Raw genomic sequence first — 17,419 nt, forward strand, 5'->3', positions numbered from 1 at the left:
CAAATTAACTAAAAAGGGTTACTATAGTTAATTGTGATAAATGATATCAAGAAGTGCAGAGGAGAGATGAGTATGTGTGGAATCATTGCTTTTGTTGATCCAAAAGGAACAAATAAAGAAGGATCAATTACATCAATGATGGATATGATCCAACACCGTGGTCCAAATAGTGGGGGGAGTTTCATTAATGAAACTGCAGCACTTGGATTTAGAAGATTATCAATTATTGACTTGGCGGGTGGTACTCAGCCAATTTATAACGAAGATGATACTAAAGTTATCACCTTCAATGGTGAAATTTACAATTATAAAGAAATTCGTAGCGACCTAATTGAAGCGGGTCATGAATTCAAAACACAATCTGATACAGAAGTACTACTTCATGGTTATGAAGAATATGGTATGGCTAAGTTGCTGGACAAAGTCCGAGGCATGTTTGCGTTTTTGATTTGGGATAGTGAGGCTAATCAATTAGTTGGGGCGCGTGATTTCTTTGGAATTAAGCCACTTTACTACTATAATCGTGACGGTCAATTTATTGTCGGTTCTGAGATTAAGTCATTCTTGGAACATCCAGATTTTGTTAAAGAATTGAATATTGAAGCGGTTAAGCCTTATTTGATGAATCAATATAACGATTTAGAAGAAACATTCTTTAAAGGGGTTTACCGTTTCCCAGCGGGACATTGGTTTACTTATAAGGATGGCGAATTGAATATGCACCAATATTGGGATGCAGATTACACGCCAAACGATTTAAGTTTTGAAGATACAGTTGAACAAATTCATGAGGTTATTTCTGAATCTGTTAATTTACACAATGTTTCAGATGTACCTGTGGGAAGTTTTCTTTCAGAAGGTATTGATTCAAGCTACATCACTAGTATTTTAAAACCTGAAAAAGTGTTTAGTGTTGGGTTCGATGATAAAACTTATGATGAAGTTAAAAACGCCCGTGACTTAGCCAAAATGAAAGGCTTTGACTTTTATGAATCACGTGTTAAGCGTGATGATGTATTGCGTGACTTTGAAGAAATGCAATATCATATGGATGAACCTGATGGGAATCCAAGTGTTGTGCCACTTTGGTATTTAGCCAAATTAGCTAGAAAACACGTAACTGTTGCTTTATCAGGTGAAGGGGCAGATGAGTTATTCGGTGGTTATGTGAACTACGGGATGCATTCACATAATACGGTCATTAAAGTTTTTGCCAATGGATTAAAACGTCTACCTAAAAATGTAAAGGCTAAATTGAGTCGCAAATTATCAAAATCACGTAACTTTAAAGGTAAATTGCACTTATACACAAGTATCACAGAGCCAAGCGAATATTATGTAGGACAAGCTAAGATTTTTGATGAAGATTATCCCTCAATTTTTTCTGCACAAGATGCAAACCAAGTCTTACAACCCGTTTATCGTAATAAGATTACCGTTAAGAGCATTTACAAGCCAGATTTTGAAAAAGTAAAATCACTAGATTATGTTCGTCAAATGCAATACATCGACTTACACCACTTCCTAGTCAACGATATCTTACAAAAAGCAGATAAAATTTCAATGGCACATTCATTAGAAGTTCGTGTGCCATATTTGGATCGCAAGGTTGCCGATTTTGCAAATAGTATCAAGACTTCTTATTTAGTGAATAATAAAGATACAAAATATGCACTTCGTAAAGCAAGTGAAGCAGTGGTACCAAAAGAATGGTCACAACGACCAAAACTTGGCTTCCCAGTTCCAATCAAAAAATGGTTAAGAACTCAAGCCTTTTATCAAACAGTGAAGAAATTGTTCTCTGAAGAATTTGTGAGAGATGTTTTTGATCAAGATAAGCTACTTAACTTACTTGAACAGCACTACACAGGCGAGGCTGATTTGCAACGTCAAATTTGGACAGTTTATAGTTTCCTTGTTTGGTACCGTGCTTACTTCATTGATTTTGAAGAAACAAAAGCGAAATATCGTCGTGTTCAACCTGAAGTCAAAGAAATGATTGACCAAGGTAAATTAGTGAACACTTAATAATTTAAAGTAAAAAGATTTCGATTTAAAATCGAAATCTTTTTTATTTGGACAAGATGTAACCAAAATGGTGCTAGCTTTGATAAGCATGAGTCGGTAACCTGGTAGGCAGTAAGGAGGTATTGCAATGGATGTAGCAGAAAGATTAAAAAAAATCAGGCAGCAACGACAGTGGTCACAAGAAGAATTGGCTAAAAAATTATATGTGACAAGACAAACCATTTCTAGATGGGAAACAGGCGCGAGAGAACCAACACTTAGCGCTTTAACAGATATAGCACAGGTTTATCAAATGGATTTAGAAGAATTATTAGGAGGTAAGTTAGTCGTGAAGAAAAAAGAATTAAATTGGTTCGCTATTTTGGGATTAGTGATTTTTAATGTTGCATTTTTAGGTACAGTTGGCGTTTTATTGGGGTTAGTTTTATTTTTATTATATTTTATTGGAACGATGAGTTTGATTTCAACGATAGCTTTAATTCAGCAACTATTGTTCCCATCACCTTATCAAACAATTGATATGGCACTAAAATATCCATGGTCGATAGCGTTGTTACCTATTGTTGGTGTTTTATTTTTAGTGGGTGCAGTTTATATCACGAAATTTTTAACGCGTTATGGTTACAAGTATTTTAAATACAGTATTTCAAAATCTTATTATGAAGTCAGATAATAAAAAGCGATGTTTATAAGCATCGCTTTTTTATTTTGAACAGCTTGGATTGGGAATTCGATTAAGTAATAGTTTATGATGATAGAAAAAGCAGAATTAATTAGGAGGAATCGTAATGAGAAAATGTGACTGGTCACAAAATGGCCATCAAAATATGGCGCAATATCACGATAACGAATGGGGATTTGCGGTTTTTGATGAAACCAAAACTTTTGAGTTAATGATTCTTGAAATGATGCAGGCGGGACTGTCTTGGCAAACTATTTTGAATAAACGCTCCGGGTTTCAAAAGGCATTTTCAAATTATACAATCGAAAAAATTGCACAGTACAATGCGTATGAGGTTGAAAAATTGCTTTCAAACAAAGAAATTGTCCGCAATAAACGTAAAATTGAAGCAATTATTTCAAATGCACAGCTACTTTCAAGACTTCATGTAGAAGAGGCGTTTAGCTTGAATGCTTATTTATGGTCATTTTTTGATAATGTGCCTTTGATAATGAATTATGAAACACAAGCGGATATGCAGGGATTTACAGATATTTCAACAACGATTAGTCGGGAGTTAAAAAAACGAGGATTTAAATTTGTTGGTCCAACTATTGTGCAATCATGGTTAGAAGCGTTAGGAATGATTAATTCTCACCTAACGACATGTCCCATTAAACAGCAATGTGAAAACTTTTTTGACAAAAACTACACATTGTAGTTTGACAACTTATATTTGTAGGTGTATTATTTCGAGTATCAGTTAAGGAGGTTATGAAGTGGCTAAAAGAAATACAGTTGGTTATGACAGAGTTATTGAAATGGCGATTGAAATTATCGAGAATGACGGTCCTGAAGAATTAACTTTTGGGAATCTGGCAAAAGCTCTAGATATTAAGTCTCAATCTTTGTATAACTATTTTAAAAATCAAGCTGAATTACTTGAAGAGCTGGGCACTCAATTTGTGAAATATTTGCATCAAGAATTGACAGAGAGGCTTATCGGTTACTCAGGTAAGAAAGCATTGATTAAATATGCTGAGATTATTCGGAATTATTTTTCAGAACGCGGGCAATCGATTGCTTTGATTCATAAAGTTAAAAATTACGATAAAAACTCAGAGTTTTTTGTTGAGATGGAAAAAGTTATTCAGTTAATTGATCGCATTTTGGATTCGATTGATTTGCATGGTGTAGATAAAACTTCTTTTGGGGAAGGCTACATTAGTCAAATACTTGGATTCTTGCTCATCGAACAATTAGGATTTCTTGATCAATATGGATTGCCTCATAACGATGAGAGTTTTCGCCAGATGCTTGAACTCTCAACTAAGATTATTGATTAGATACATCACGAAAGGATAAGAAATCATGAGTCAATTTTTCAAAAAGCATTACCATGCACTCATCGGTTGGATACTGGCATTAGTTATTGCGGTTGTTGCACTTCCTAATGTTGGTGAGTTAACGACTCAAAATTCAGCCGTTAAGTTACCAGATAATGTTCAAACACAGCTTGCTGAAACGATGAAAAATCAGTGGAGTGACTCGCAAAAAGATACGACTGAAGCTGTGATTGTTTTCCACAATGAAGGAAATGCACTTTCACAAGAACAAAAAGATCGTATCAAAGAAACTGTGGATAAGTTACGCCAAAACGAATCTGAATACGGCATCAAGAGTATGACAGCTTCAATGGACAACGAATACACACAAAAACAATTGATTTCACAAGATGAAACGACCCAATTATTACAATTGAACATTGATAAAAATCACGGGACACTTTCAGAAATCGAAAATCAATTGAATGAGGCCGCTAAAACTGACGGTGTGACAACTTATGTGACAGGGGCAGATATTTTAACTAATGCCTTCAGTCAAAAAACACAAGATGGGATTAAGAAAACAGAGGTTATTGCGGTTATCTTCATCTTCATTGTGTTGATTTTAGTCTTTAGATCGCCTGTTGTGCCGCTAGTTTCTATTGCAACTGTTGCAGTATCATTCATTGTTTCACTAAGTATTGTGACTAACTTAGTGGCACACTTTGGTTTCCCATTCTCAAACTTCACCCAAGTATTTATGGTTGTTGTGCTATTCGGGATTGGAACTGACTACAACATCTTGCTGTATGACGAGTTCAAAGATCAGCTCAGTCTGGGCGTCTCAAACTCAGAAGCGATGCAAGTCGCCCGTAAAAAAGCAGGACATACGATTTTATACTCAGGAACTTCTGTTTTAATCGGGTTTGCAGTTTTAGGACTCGCACAATTTTCAATTTACCAATCAGCAGTTGGTGTTGCAGTTGGAATTGCGGTATTAATTCCAGTGCTATTAACACTAAATGCATTCTTCATGGTAACTTTAGGCAAGAAACTATTCTGGCCAGCTAAGAGTTTTGAAGGACATTCAACAAGCAAATTCTGGCACATGCTTTCAAAAAATAGTGTTCTAAGACCAATATTAAGTTTATTAATTGTCTTAGTCATTATGTTGCCATTATCCTTTATGTACTCAAATCACCTTAACTACGATGACTTAGATGAATTGGGTAATGACACACCAGCTAAAGTTGGTTTTGAAGTGGTTCAAGCGCACTTCTCAAAAGGAACTGCTGAACCGACAACACTTTATATTCAAAGTGACGAAACTTTAGATAATACACAAAATCTAAAAGATATTGATAGCTTAACTCAAGCCATCAAAGCAATTCCAGGTGTCAAAACAGTTACTTCTGCTACACAACCTGGTGGTGATCAAATTGACAAACTTTATGTTGATAGCCAAATGAAAACCGTTAACTCAGGAATTTCTGAAGCTCAAAAAGGAGCAAAAGATTTACAAACTGGATTAGTTGGAAATGGTCAATCATCACAAAATAATGGTCAATTGCCAACTGACTTGTTAACAGGTGTTAATAATGCAAGTAGTGGCTTAACACAACTACAAAGTGGTAGCCAACAACTTGTGGATGGCTTAACACAGCTTAATGACAAATTAGCAAGCCAAACAAGTGGTCAATCTCAAAGTCAAATTACACAATTAGTTGATGGATTGCCACAAATTAACTCAGCTATCCAACAATTGAATGGTGCGCTTCAAAATGCCGGCACTTCTGGTGTTGATACAAGTAGCCTTACGCAAAAACTATCTCAAGTAGCTGCACATACTAAAGCAATTGGGGATGAATTAACTCAAGCTGGTCAAACCCTAACTGGATTACAAGCTGAACAGCAACAACAAAGCGCACAATATCAACAAATGCTTAGCCAGTTACCTGAATCAGCTCGCCAAGCTATTGTGCAAAAAGATCAAAAAGTGCAACAAGCTTTAGCACAAGTGGGTCAAAATATTCAAAATGCGGGTAGTCACGATCAACAAATTGGTCAACAACTACAAGCAGTGAGTCAAGATTCACAACTATCAGGTATGATGCAACAACTGACAACATTGAAACAACAAGTACAAACCCTTGCTGATAAATCAAATGTTGCACTACCTGGTGCAACTCAAGCACTTAACCAATTGTATGGTGGTTTAACTCAAGTTCAATCAGCTGTTGCTCAAGGAAACACTGGTGCACAAGCACTTAACGGTGGATTGACAACCATGACTCAACAACTACCACAAATGGTTGATGGTGTTAAAAAAGCAGGCGATGGTGCTGGTCAATTGAACACTGGTTTAGGTACGGCTTATGACTACTTGAACAATTACCAAAACTCAGCTTCTGCTAAAACATTCTACATCCCATCAGATCAAATTCATGGAGAAGAATTCCAAAAATCATTAGATACTTACTTATCAAGCGATAAAAAGACAACTAAATTAATGATTATCCTGGATGAAAACCCAAGTTCTGATGAAGCTATCCAAAAAATTAATGAACTAACCAACCAAACTAAAGGTATTTTGCAAAACGGTTCACTTAACAATGCACAAGTTGCATTTGGTGGTCAAACAGCTAAAATTGCAGATACTCAAAAAACCGCTAACGATGACTTCATTCGTACAGCAATGATTATGGTATTGGGTATTGGTATCGCATTGATTTTTGTGACACGTTCAATCTTGCAACCGCTTTACATTTTAGGAACATTGTTACTAGCTTTCCTAAGTTCAATGACAATTACTAAATGGGTGAGTGCAACATTCCTTGGACATGAACTATTAACTTGGAACACACCATTCTTCACCTTTATCATGATTTTCGCATTAGGAGTAGATTACAGTATCTTCTTAATGATGAAATATCGTGAGTTTGGAGCAGAAGGTTTGCAACCAAGTGAACAAATTATCAAAGCTTGTGAAATTATTGGAGCAGTCGTAATTTCTGCCGCTATTATTCTGGGTGGAACATTTGCTGCATTAATTCCAAGTGGTGTATTAACCTTGATTCAAGTAGCACTAGGTGTGATTATTGGTTTACTAATTTTGGTCGTTATTTTACCAATGATTCTATCAGCTGCTATTCGACTAACTTATGAAACATTCAATTTCAAAAAGTTATTCAAAAAAGACAAATAATTAAGCTAAATCTTATATAGACAACTTTAAAAAGACAGACAAAACCGACTCTCGTTTGAGAGTCGGTTTTTTAATGCTAAAGAATAAATTTTAGTTAATTTTAAAAGTTCAAAATTGATTTTTAGTAATTAATTTGGTAAAAGTACTTAATATCTATTTCTTGTATGGTAAAATAGAATGGAATTTCTAAAAACCATATGACAATATTAAGGTGAACTAAATGAATGACAATCAACCAAAATTCACCCCGATATTACTTGGTAGTGATATCAATGTTTATGGAATGGCCCGCTCATTTCACGAAGCATACGGGATGAAAGTAAAAGCATGGGCTTCAGGTAAGTTAGCTGCAACACGCTATACCAACATTGTCGAGATTGAAACAATTCCTAATTTTGGGGATGACGATGTTTTTATCCAAGCTATGCGTCAAAAAGTAGAAGAATACAAAAACCATCCTGAACCAGTAATTCTAATTGCTTGTGGGGATGCATATGCAGAATTATTATCAAAATACAAAGATGAATTAAAAGAAACGTTTATCGTTCCTTACATTGATTATGATTTACTTGAAAAATTAAATCATAAAGATACTTTCTATCAAACTGCTGAGGAGTACGATTTACCTTACCCTAAAACTAAAATCATTGATGAAGAACAGTTTAATAATGGTGAGTATCAAACATTGCCATTTGACTATCCTATTGCACTTAAACCTGCCAATAGTGTGAAATGGGCTGAAATTAGTTTTCCCGGTAAGAAAAAAGCTTACACTATTCAAGACGAAGCGGAATTGAAACGTTCTTTAGAACAAATTTATGCACATAATTACCGTGATCGCATTATCTTGCAAGAATTTATTCCTGGGGATGATTCTAATATGCGTGTCTTGAATGCGTATGTTGATCAAGATCATCAAGTTAAAATGATGTGCTTGGGACATCCATTACTTGAAGATCCAACACCGCATTCAATCGGAAACTATGTTGCGATTATTCCAGAATACAACCAAGCTTTATATGAACGTGTTCAAAGCTTCCTTGAAGCGATTAAGTTCACGGGGTATGCTAACTTTGACATGAAATATGACTATCGTGATGGTGAATTCAAGTTCTTTGAGATTAATTTGCGTCAAGGACGTTCAAGTTTTTATGTCACACTAAACGGCTACAATTTAGCTGAATGGGTGGTTAAAGATTACGTTACTGGTGAACTTAAATCTCAACCAACTACATATGCCAACCAGGCAGGTAACAAGCATATGTTATGGCTTGGTGTCCCTGAAAAAGTATTTAAGAAATACGCAGTGGATAACAAAGATAAAGACTATGCGCTTGAATTAATTCGTCAAGGTCGAGTGGGAACAACCGTCTTTTATGATAAAGATATGGGCTTTAAACGCTTCTTCTTGATGAAATACATGTTCCATAATTATATTGGTCGTTTCAAAAAGTATTTTGAAGAAAATAAAGGCCAAAACATTTAAAGAAAACGCCACTTGTTTAGCAAGTGTGCGTTTTTTTGTTAAGGAGGATTACAAATGCTCAAAAATAAAATAGGTGTGGTCATAACTTGTCTAGTACTAGCCATTCCTTTAGCCTTAATTTATAGTTTAGCTTCGTTACTGACGCATCCCCAAAACCTCAATTTCACAACAGATTTTATCGTTGCTTATGTTGTGATTTTACCAATTCAAACTCTAGCTATCATCGTGTACTTCATCCATCAAAATAAAAAACGCTAAAGCCAGCCGTTAATTTTTGACTTGCACAATAACAGGACTATAATAATCACCGTAAAATAAATTTATACATATTACACGGAGGTTTTTATTATGGTTGAAGAATTATCTTCAGAAGTCATGAAACACTTAAAGAAGTTATCAAATACCGACAATGTTGTGAGTGCGCTTGCAATTGATCAAAGAGGATCATTGAAACGTATGATTGCATCTGCTGCTAACCAACCCTCTAATGAAACTGAAATCGTTGACTTCAAGAAAGCGGTATCCCGTGAGTTAACAAAATATACCTCAGCTATTTTGCTCGACCCAGAATACGGCCTTCCTGCATCAAAGGTTAAAGCTTCAGATTCAGGATTGCTACTTGCATACGAAAAAACAGGTTATGACGCAACAGAAGCAGGTCGTTTACCTGACCTACTTGAACACTGGTCAGTACGCCGTCTAAAAGAAGCCGGTGCTGATGCGGTTAAATTCTTACTTTACTACAACCCAGACGAAAGCGAAGACATTAACCAAAGAAAACATGCCTTTGTTGAACGTGTTGGTGCAGAAGCTAAACAATATGACTTACCATTATTCATGGAAGTGGTAACTTATGATAATAATGTGACTGATGCTAGCTCAGCAGAATTTGCAAAACTAAAACCTGCTAAAGTACTTAAATCAATGGCTGAATTTGCTAAACCACAATACAACGTCACTGTTCTAAAAATGGAAGTTCCTGTTAACATGAACTTTGTTGAAGGTTATGGTGATGGTGAAGTGGTCTACACTAAAGAAGAAGCTAAGAAACACTTCAAAGAACAAAGTGAAGTTACTACAAAACCTTACATCTTCTTGAGTGGTGGTGTTTCATTTGATATGTTCAAAGAAACATTGAAATTAGCTAAAGAAGCTGGCTCAACATTTAGCGGTGTCTTATGTGGTCGTGCAACTTGGAAACCAGGTGTTCAACCATTCGCTGCTGAAGGCGAAGAAGCCGGAGACAAATGGTTACAAACCGAAGGTCGCCACAATGTTGAAGAACTTAATGCTATTTTGAAAGAAACAGCTACTCCTTGGACAAACAAAGTACAAGAAGCTAAATAATAAGCTTAATCTCTTCTCAAATAGAAGTCAGCGAGAAATCGCTGGCTTTTTGTTTTCTCATGTTTATTTAATTGTGTTATCATAGTAAACATACAAACAAGAAAAAGGTAGGTTTAGTTATGATACATTATATGAACGTTCGTGGTGGTGCAGGCGATATTACAGTCCCTGAAACAAAATCACCAAAAGATAATCTTTATTTATCAGTCAATGCTGATTGGTTAAAGACAGCCGAGATTCCAGGAGATAAACCTGCAACAGGTAGTTTTAACAAAATCGCTGAAGATGTTGAAAAAACATTAATGGCTGATTTTGAAGATTTTGCTTCAGGCAAAAAAGAACCGCAAACAAAAGAATTAAAAGAAGCCATCAAGTTATATCAATTAGCACTAGACTTTGATAAACGTAATGCAGATGGTGCAGAACCTATTCAAGAAGATTTAGCCAAATTGACTAACCTAAAAGACTTTGATGACCTTAACCAACAGGCGGGTCAATTATCAAAGACAGGGTTTGCTTTACCAATTGATTTTGGTGTCAATATTGATATGAAAGATACCAAGCACCATGTTTTATTCCATAGTGGTCCAGGTGTCTTCTTACCAGATACGACTCAATATGGTACTGAACAAGGGGATCAATTATTAGCTGTTTATAAAGATCAAACTGAAAAATTATTACAATTAGCTGGTCTTGATGAAGCAACTGCTAAGGCTTACGTCAAAAATGCTCTTGCATTTGATGCTAAACTATCAAAAGTGGTTAAAAGTAACGAAGAATGGGCAGACCGTCCAGCTGTTTATAACCCTTATTCAGCAGCAGATTTCAAAAAACACTTCAAGAGTTTTGATGTTGAAGGGTTGATTACGGAACTGGTTGGTCACATGCCAGAACGCTTGATTGAAGCTGAACCAAGATTTTTAGAACATGCTGAATCATTAGTAAACCCAGATAATTTTGACGAAATCAAAGGTTGGATGATTACGACTTACATTAATAGTGTTGTCGGTTCACTTTCACAAGAATTCCGTGAAACAGGTTTTGCTTACAATCAAGCACTAACAGGTGTGAAAGAAATGGCTAAACCTCAAAAACACGCTTATCATTTAGCAAACAGCCGTTTTGCTGAACCTGTGGGTAACTACTATGGTGAAACATACTTTGGTGATGATGCTAAGCAAGATGTCACGCGTATGGTTGAAAAGATGGTTCAAATCTACAAAAACCGTATCCAAGCAAACGACTGGCTTTCAGATGAAACTAAAGAAAAAGCTATTATTAAACTTGAAAAGATTGCGGTTAAAATTGGTTACCCTGACAAAATTGAAGCCATCTACTCAAAATTCAAAATCACACCAGCAGAACAAGGTGGCACGTTATATGGCAACTTATCTGCTATGAGTCGCATTTCAATTCAAGAAAACTTAGACAAGTTGACCAAAGAAGTTGACCGTACAGAATGGGCAATGCCAGGTAACTTAGTGAATGCTTGTTATGATCCAAGTCGTAATGACATCACATTCCCAGCAGCTATTTTGCAAAAACCATTTTATGATTTACATCAGTCTTCATCTGCTAACTATGGTGGGATTGGTGCTGTTATTGCGCACGAAATCTCACATGCTTTCGATAACAATGGGGCACAATTTGATGAATACGGTAACATGAACAATTGGTGGCAAGATCAAGACTTCACCGAATTCAAAAAACGCACACAAGACATGATTGATTTATTCGATGGCGTTGAATATGGCGATGGCAAGATTAACGGTAAACAAGTTGTTTCAGAAAACGTGGCTGATGCAGGTGGTTTATCTAACGCAATTGAAGCCGCAAAATCAGAACCAGATGCTGATTTGAAAGAACTATTTGAAAATTGGGCGCGTGTTTGGAGTCAAAAAGCTGAAAAAGCTTACATGCAAATGTTGCTAGCTGTTGATGTTCATGCGCCAGGTCCAATGCGTGCAAACGTTCAAGCCCAAAATATGGATGAGTTTTATGATGTCTTTGATGTTAAAGAAGATGATGGGATGTATCTAGAACCTCAAAAACGCGTTAATATTTGGTAATATAAAAAATCTCTACGACTTTTTGTAGAGATTTTTTATTTTTCTAAAGTGTTGCTTCTGTGATATGATAAAAATATGTTATTTTAATATTTTATTAATTTTAAAGAAAAGGAGGTAATCATGTTATCAAAATTACTAGAGAGTAGATGGTTCAACCGATGTTATCATGCAATTCATAAAGTTTTTGTGTTTGATGTGACGGCGTTATTTTATAGCGGATTGTCATTTATACTAATTTTGCTGTATTTTTATGGTCAGATGTATATCGTTAATCGTTTAGAATATCCGGAAAGTTATTTTGTTGGTCCAGGTAGTTTTTATGATGTTGTTTATCTACTGGGTAAGAATGATCATGTCATTGCCCCTTTATTAGTCACAGCATTATTTTTAATTATTCCAATAATCATTAGTTTAGGATCAATCGTACGATTTAAATTTCGAGGACGTTATTTCTTTATCACGGTATTAACCATGAGTATTATTTATATTGGCTTATACACATTTGTGATTAATCGACGCGATTATCGATTTTACCCTGTGAATTACTTCAATATGACAAGTTTAGTCATGTTCTTTATTTTAGCTATGATGCTACTTTATGCTGGTTATTTAATTTACCAAAAACAAAAAGTTGACAGAGGAGATATTCTCGATGAGTAGAACTGAAAACGCGAAGTTCTTAAATTTCATTATGATCAAAAAGCAAGATGAGGTCGTGATTTTAAATCGCCTTGATAAGTTCAAAGGCTATACTTTTCCTGGTGGACACGTTGAAGCAGGAGAATCGTTTGTTCAAAGCGTTAGACGTGAAGCTAAAGAAGAAACAGGATTAGACATTGATCATATTCAATTAGTGGGAACTTGTCAGTATCAAGAGCAAGATTATCGTCGTGTGATTTTGTGTTATCAAGCTGAAGCTATTACAAAAACTTTGAAGGCTAGTTCAGAAGGTACGGTTTTCTTTGCGAAACTCTCAGAACTTGATGAGACTAATTATTCCAGCGGTTTTAAAGAACTACTAGCTTTATGCACCAATCCCAACTATACGGAGTTAGTTTTTGAATCTTTGCCAAATGGCGACTCAAAATCCACTTACTACTAAAAAAAGCACCTGACTATGTCAGCGTGCTTTTTTATTTGAGCTTGGTAAGTAGTTGAGTTAACATACGGCGCTCTGTTGGTGTTAGTCCCCATGTCAGTGAGCGAGTTGTTTGCGTAATCACGTTATCCACTTGTGGATAAATGCGTGCGCCTTTTTCAGTTAAGGCAATAATTGCTGTGCGACGATCAATGAAGTCTTGTTGTTTATAAACCAAGTCCAAGTCAATTAAGTGCTTGAGTTGACGTGTAACGTTACTTGCATTGATAGAAGTGTCTTGGATTAAGACTTCCTGCTTGATTTGTCGTTCTTTAGCCACTTTCAAAAAGAAAAAGTAGTTAGTGCTATTTAATTGAAAAGGCTTGAGGTTTTGATTTAATTGATTTTGAAATTTGCGAGATAATAAAGAAAATAAGGGTAAAATGTCATTTACTTTCGCCATAACAAGCCTCCTAAAGTGATATTTTTAACACTTTCAAGTATACACTAAATTTGATGAAATAGGAAAAATCACGAGACTCAATATTGGCAAAAATGCCCAGTTGGGTGTAGGCTCAACATAATAAAACTAATTAGAAAGAAGTGTGCAGATATGTCTTTAACAACAAAAATTGGCAAAAGCGATATCGTAACAAAAAAACTAGGACTAGGAACCAATAAAGTTGGCGGACATAATTTGTTCCCAAACTTAGACGACCAACAAGGAAAAGAAGTTGTCCAAACTGCTATTGACTTAGGCATTCAGATGATTGATACGGCGTTTGCTTATGGATTAGGCCGCTCAGAAGAATTGATTGGCGAAGTGCTTGCTCAAAATCCTATGCGACGCAAACAATTAACTATCGCGACAAAAGCCGCTCAAGATCCAGCTCAAGAAATGGCAATCAATAATAAACCTGAATTCTTGAAACAAGCCGTTCATGATGCATTGAAACGTCTCCAAACCGATTATATTGACATCTTTTACATTCATTTTCCAGACAAAGATACCCCAAAAGATGAAGCAGTTCGTGCGTTGCATGAATTAAAAGAAGAAGGATTGATTCGTGCAATTGGTGTGTCAAACTTCTCACTTGAACAGCTTAAGGAAGCTAACAAAGAGGGTTACGTTGATATTGTCGAAGACCGTTACAACTTATTACATCGTGAAGCAGAACAAGAGTTGTTCCCTTATTTACGTGAAAACAACATTTCATTTGTGCCATTCTTCCCACTAGCTTCAGGACTACTAACAGGTAAATATCATGAAGTAACTAGCTTTTCAGATGACGATATCCGTAGTCAAGATGCAGATTTTCAAGGCACACGTTTTGAACAAATCATTAACAGTATTCAAGAAGTTCAAAAGATTGCGGATGCTTATGGTGTTAATGTTGCCCAATTAATTCTTGCTTGGTATATCAAGAATCCTGATGTTTCCGTTGTGATTCCCGGTGCCCGTATTGAAGAACAAGTGAAATCCAACATGCGTTCAATGGAAATAATTTTGAATCAAGAAGATTATGACAAAATTGATGAACTATTCAAGCTATAAAGCTGTGCTATAATAAGATTGATTAATCAATCTTATAAGGGGGATGAAGTAGTCACAATGAGACAACTATTTGCATTATTTTGGCTAGTTCTGGGTGTTATCTATTTGTTCTTCAACATCTCAGATATGTTCACAGCATTTTCATTCAAATCGGTATTTTTAAGTTTCGTGGCACTATTTGTGATTGCAATTAGTGTGGCTGACTTGAAGAATAATCGCAATTAAAAAAAGATAACCCAATTTGGGTTATCCTTTTTGTTTTGGATTAAAGTGAACGACCAGCCATCCGCTTAATCATCTCAGGATCATGGTGGTCAAAAAATTGACTAGTCTTAGTATCTAGAGTTTGGATCTTAGCCATGTCATCATTAGACAAATTGAAATCTAAAACATCAATGTTTTGTGCCATTCTTTCAGGGTTAACTGACTTGGCTAATGGAATAATGTTGCGTTGAATTAACCAACGTAAGATAACTTGAGCTACTGATTTGTGATACTGCTTTCCAATCTCTTCTAGCAGTGTGTTAGTGAACAGTCCGTTTTTACCTTCGGCAAAAGGTGCCCAAGCTTCAATTGTCATACCGTAGTCTTGAAGGAATCTCACTTTTTCAATGTTTTGGTTAAAAGGATTAACTTCAATTTGGTTAACCATTGGTTTGATTCTGCTGAATTCAGCTAAATTAACAGCTTGGGCAATGTCAAAGTTTGAGATGCCAATTGCTTTAAGTTTGCCAGCTTCATAAGCATCTTCCATTGCGCGCCATGCACCGAAAACATCATTATAAGGTTGGTGGATTAAGAGTAAATCAAGGTAATCCAGGTTCAAACGGTTCAATGAATCGTCTATAGCTTGAGGTGCTTTAGTAGCTGTGACGTCTTCAACCCATATTTTTGATGTAATGAATAAATCTTCACGGGCAACAAGACCTGTTGCAATCGCTTCTTGAATGGCCTGTCCAACTTCAACCTCATTGCCGTAACTTGCAGCAGTATCAATTAAACGATAACCTGCTTTGATGGCATTAAGTACTGCTTGTTTAGTTGCACCTGATTCACTAATTTGAAAAACACCAAAACCTAGGTCTGGAATGGTAATATTGTTTGCTAACTTGGTCATTTGTTAATCTCCTTTTTCATCTTTTGTATGGTAAATTAATTTTTCGTTTTCATAGTTAAGTGTATGGTCTTCAAAGTGATCAATTTTGTAAGAGAGATACTTAATTGTTTTTTGTCTTTCTTCAACTTCTTTGAGTAATGAGTCACGTTGTTCAATTAGTAACTGTTTGCGGTAACTATTTGTGTTTTTGTCACTGCGAAATGATTCAACAAACTCAAATAGCGATTCGATTGACATCCCCGCATTACGCAAAACCTTGATATAAAAAACCCAATTCATATCCATCTCTGAATAGTCACGGTAACCGCTACTATTACGCTGTATTTTGGGCAGTAGTCCGATTCTTTCCCAATACCGTAAAGTATCTTTTGGAATATCGAACTCTTGACTTACACCGTCAATTGTCATTGCTAGCACCTCTTTTCAAAACATCTTTTAATTAATGGCTTCATTGTAAACCTTGGAGTTCACTCAAAGGCAAGGACTAAATTAAAAAAGGTTCTACTCACAGCTTAATGAGTAGAACCTTTTTGGGTTAGAGTTCTTCAATCAATACCTCAACATGAGGCGTTAGGCTGTAGAACTTTTCAATTGAATAGTTGGTAATTTGTTTAACATTTGAAAAAATCACATTCGTTAAAGCTTCACTCACACAAGAAAAGTACTGCATGAGTAAGCCATCAAACATCGGCTTGATTGTGCCGTTAATCATACCATTACGCTGTCTAACTGGAATGGCTTTTGGAATTTGGTTGTAGATATGTACCGTGATTTTGACTGCACTAGCAATAGGCAAGTCTTGGTACATCAATTTAGCCTCTTGGCTCAACCTAGCGGAATATTGCTTAATTGCGTCTAGGGTTGTGAGATTCTCGAATTGAAAATCTTCTTGTTTGGTTTCGATGTCATTAGCACCGAATGTTAAATGGATCAATAAAAAACTCCTTGGTTATGTTCATAAGTACTCGTTGCTCAACTAAGGCAACCTGATAACTATACCACGTTTAGTATCAAACACCTAACAAAAAAAGACAGTCACTCAAATGTGGCTGTCTTTTTTAGATGAAATTAAGAAATTGAATCGTGAACTGAACCACGTTCTTTACGGTACCAGTTGTTCCAATCTGATAATGTTTCAAAGTTGTGAACTTCTTCGTTACCTTGTTCAGCAATATCATTGATTAACATTTTGAAACGGTCACCTTGATTGAATAAGCATTTACGCATTAATTCATAGTCAGGGACGTTAATGTTTTGGATGATGAAACGGTTCAAGTCCATTGTTAAGTGGTGTGGACGGTCGTAGTAAGTTAATAATTCAAGATTATCATTCTTTAGACGGTCAATGTAGAATAACACGAAGCTTTTGTCTTTATCTGAGTATTCAGGGTAGTCAACTTCTTCTTCAACATTGTATGTGAAAGGACGGTCAAAGATTGCGCGATCTTTGTTGTAAAATTCATCAGCAAAGCGTTCTTGAACACTTTCTTCTGTTGTTTCTTGTTCTTGTTGTAAGTCTTTTTCTTCAGCCATTTTTAGGCTCCTTTC

Annotated in this window: 18 protein-coding genes; 13 read left to right on the top strand and 5 right to left on the bottom strand. The window is 35.8% G+C overall.

What is annotated here, in order from left to right; translation table 11 throughout:
- The first annotated feature begins 72 nt into the window (after positions 1-72).
- From asnB to JNUCC80_RS00770, 11 genes are all read left to right on the top strand, one after another.
- Positions 73-2,028 (top strand): asparagine synthase (glutamine-hydrolyzing), encoded by a 1,956-nt coding sequence (gene asnB / locus JNUCC80_RS00720; RefSeq protein ID WP_454153002.1) that lies wholly within the window; start codon positions 73-75, stop codon positions 2,026-2,028.
- Positions 2,029-2,155: 127 nt separating this feature from the next.
- Positions 2,156-2,701, top strand: coding sequence for a helix-turn-helix domain-containing protein (locus JNUCC80_RS00725; protein WP_454153003.1), 546 nt, complete (start codon positions 2,156-2,158; stop codon positions 2,699-2,701).
- Positions 2,702-2,816: 115 nt separating this feature from the next.
- Positions 2,817-3,410: a DNA-3-methyladenine glycosylase I gene (locus JNUCC80_RS00730; RefSeq protein ID WP_454153004.1), complete on the top strand. Its 594-nt coding sequence runs from the start codon at positions 2,817-2,819 to the stop codon at positions 3,408-3,410.
- A 58-nt stretch (positions 3,411-3,468) separates the two neighbouring features.
- Positions 3,469-4,035, top strand: coding sequence for a TetR/AcrR family transcriptional regulator (locus JNUCC80_RS00735; protein ID WP_454153005.1), 567 nt, complete (start codon positions 3,469-3,471; stop codon positions 4,033-4,035).
- A gap of 25 nt (positions 4,036-4,060) precedes the next feature.
- Entirely contained in the window at positions 4,061-7,219 is a 3,159-nt protein-coding gene (locus JNUCC80_RS00740; protein ID WP_454153006.1) for an MMPL family transporter, read from the top strand.
- Positions 7,220-7,439: 220 nt separating this feature from the next.
- The gene (locus tag JNUCC80_RS00745) at positions 7,440-8,705 is read left to right on the top strand and encodes a carboxylate--amine ligase (RefSeq protein ID WP_454143494.1); all 1,266 of its coding nucleotides are present in this window, start codon (positions 7,440-7,442) and stop codon (positions 8,703-8,705) included.
- Positions 8,706-8,759: 54 nt separating this feature from the next.
- On the top strand, positions 8,760-8,963 hold the full coding sequence (locus tag JNUCC80_RS00750; protein WP_454153007.1) for a hypothetical protein: 204 nt from the start codon (positions 8,760-8,762) through the stop codon (positions 8,961-8,963).
- A 90-nt stretch (positions 8,964-9,053) separates the two neighbouring features.
- Positions 9,054-10,052: a tagatose-bisphosphate aldolase gene (lacD, locus tag JNUCC80_RS00755; protein WP_454153008.1), complete on the top strand. Its 999-nt coding sequence runs from the start codon at positions 9,054-9,056 to the stop codon at positions 10,050-10,052.
- A gap of 119 nt (positions 10,053-10,171) precedes the next feature.
- A complete protein-coding gene (locus JNUCC80_RS00760) occupies positions 10,172-12,121 on the top strand; it encodes a M13 family metallopeptidase (protein WP_454153009.1) in 1,950 nt (649 codons plus the stop codon).
- A 120-nt stretch (positions 12,122-12,241) separates the two neighbouring features.
- The gene (locus JNUCC80_RS00765) at positions 12,242-12,781 is read left to right on the top strand and encodes a hypothetical protein (RefSeq protein WP_454153010.1); all 540 of its coding nucleotides are present in this window, start codon (positions 12,242-12,244) and stop codon (positions 12,779-12,781) included.
- Complete coding sequence (locus JNUCC80_RS00770) at positions 12,774-13,223, top strand: NUDIX domain-containing protein (RefSeq protein ID WP_454153011.1); 450 nt, start codon at positions 12,774-12,776, stop codon at positions 13,221-13,223. Before JNUCC80_RS00765 ends, JNUCC80_RS00770 begins: the two co-directional genes overlap by 8 nt.
- Positions 13,224-13,254: 31 nt before the next feature.
- Here JNUCC80_RS00770 and JNUCC80_RS00775 read toward each other — a convergent pair whose 3' ends face one another.
- Positions 13,255-13,662, bottom strand: a complete 408-nt coding sequence (locus tag JNUCC80_RS00775; protein WP_454153012.1) for a MarR family winged helix-turn-helix transcriptional regulator — start codon at positions 13,660-13,662, stop codon at positions 13,255-13,257.
- Between the two features lie 150 nt (positions 13,663-13,812).
- On the opposite strand from JNUCC80_RS00775, the gene JNUCC80_RS00780 reads away from it, so the two are divergent.
- The gene (locus JNUCC80_RS00780; protein ID WP_454153013.1) at positions 13,813-14,754 is read left to right on the top strand and encodes an aldo/keto reductase; all 942 of its coding nucleotides are present in this window, start codon (positions 13,813-13,815) and stop codon (positions 14,752-14,754) included.
- A 57-nt stretch (positions 14,755-14,811) separates the two neighbouring features.
- Positions 14,812-14,979: a hypothetical protein gene (locus JNUCC80_RS00785; protein WP_454153014.1), complete on the top strand. Its 168-nt coding sequence runs from the start codon at positions 14,812-14,814 to the stop codon at positions 14,977-14,979.
- 40 nt (positions 14,980-15,019) lie between these two features.
- Here the strand turns inward: JNUCC80_RS00785 and JNUCC80_RS00790 are convergent, their stop codons facing one another.
- From JNUCC80_RS00790 to JNUCC80_RS00805, 4 genes are all read right to left on the bottom strand, one after another.
- Positions 15,020-15,871, bottom strand: coding sequence for an aldo/keto reductase (locus JNUCC80_RS00790; RefSeq protein ID WP_454153015.1), 852 nt, complete (start codon positions 15,869-15,871; stop codon positions 15,020-15,022).
- Positions 15,872-15,874: 3 nt separating this feature from the next.
- Entirely contained in the window at positions 15,875-16,279 is a 405-nt protein-coding gene (locus tag JNUCC80_RS00795) for a MerR family transcriptional regulator (RefSeq protein ID WP_454153016.1), read from the bottom strand.
- Between the two features lie 127 nt (positions 16,280-16,406).
- Positions 16,407-16,805 (bottom strand): RusA family crossover junction endodeoxyribonuclease, encoded by a 399-nt coding sequence (locus tag JNUCC80_RS00800; RefSeq protein WP_454153017.1) that lies wholly within the window; start codon positions 16,803-16,805, stop codon positions 16,407-16,409.
- Positions 16,806-16,939: 134 nt separating this feature from the next.
- The gene (locus JNUCC80_RS00805; RefSeq protein ID WP_454153018.1) at positions 16,940-17,404 is read right to left on the bottom strand and encodes a hypothetical protein; all 465 of its coding nucleotides are present in this window, start codon (positions 17,402-17,404) and stop codon (positions 16,940-16,942) included.
- Between the last annotated feature and the right edge of the window lie 15 nt (positions 17,405-17,419).

It is taken from the genome of Holzapfeliella sp. JNUCC 80 (assembly GCF_053667655.1).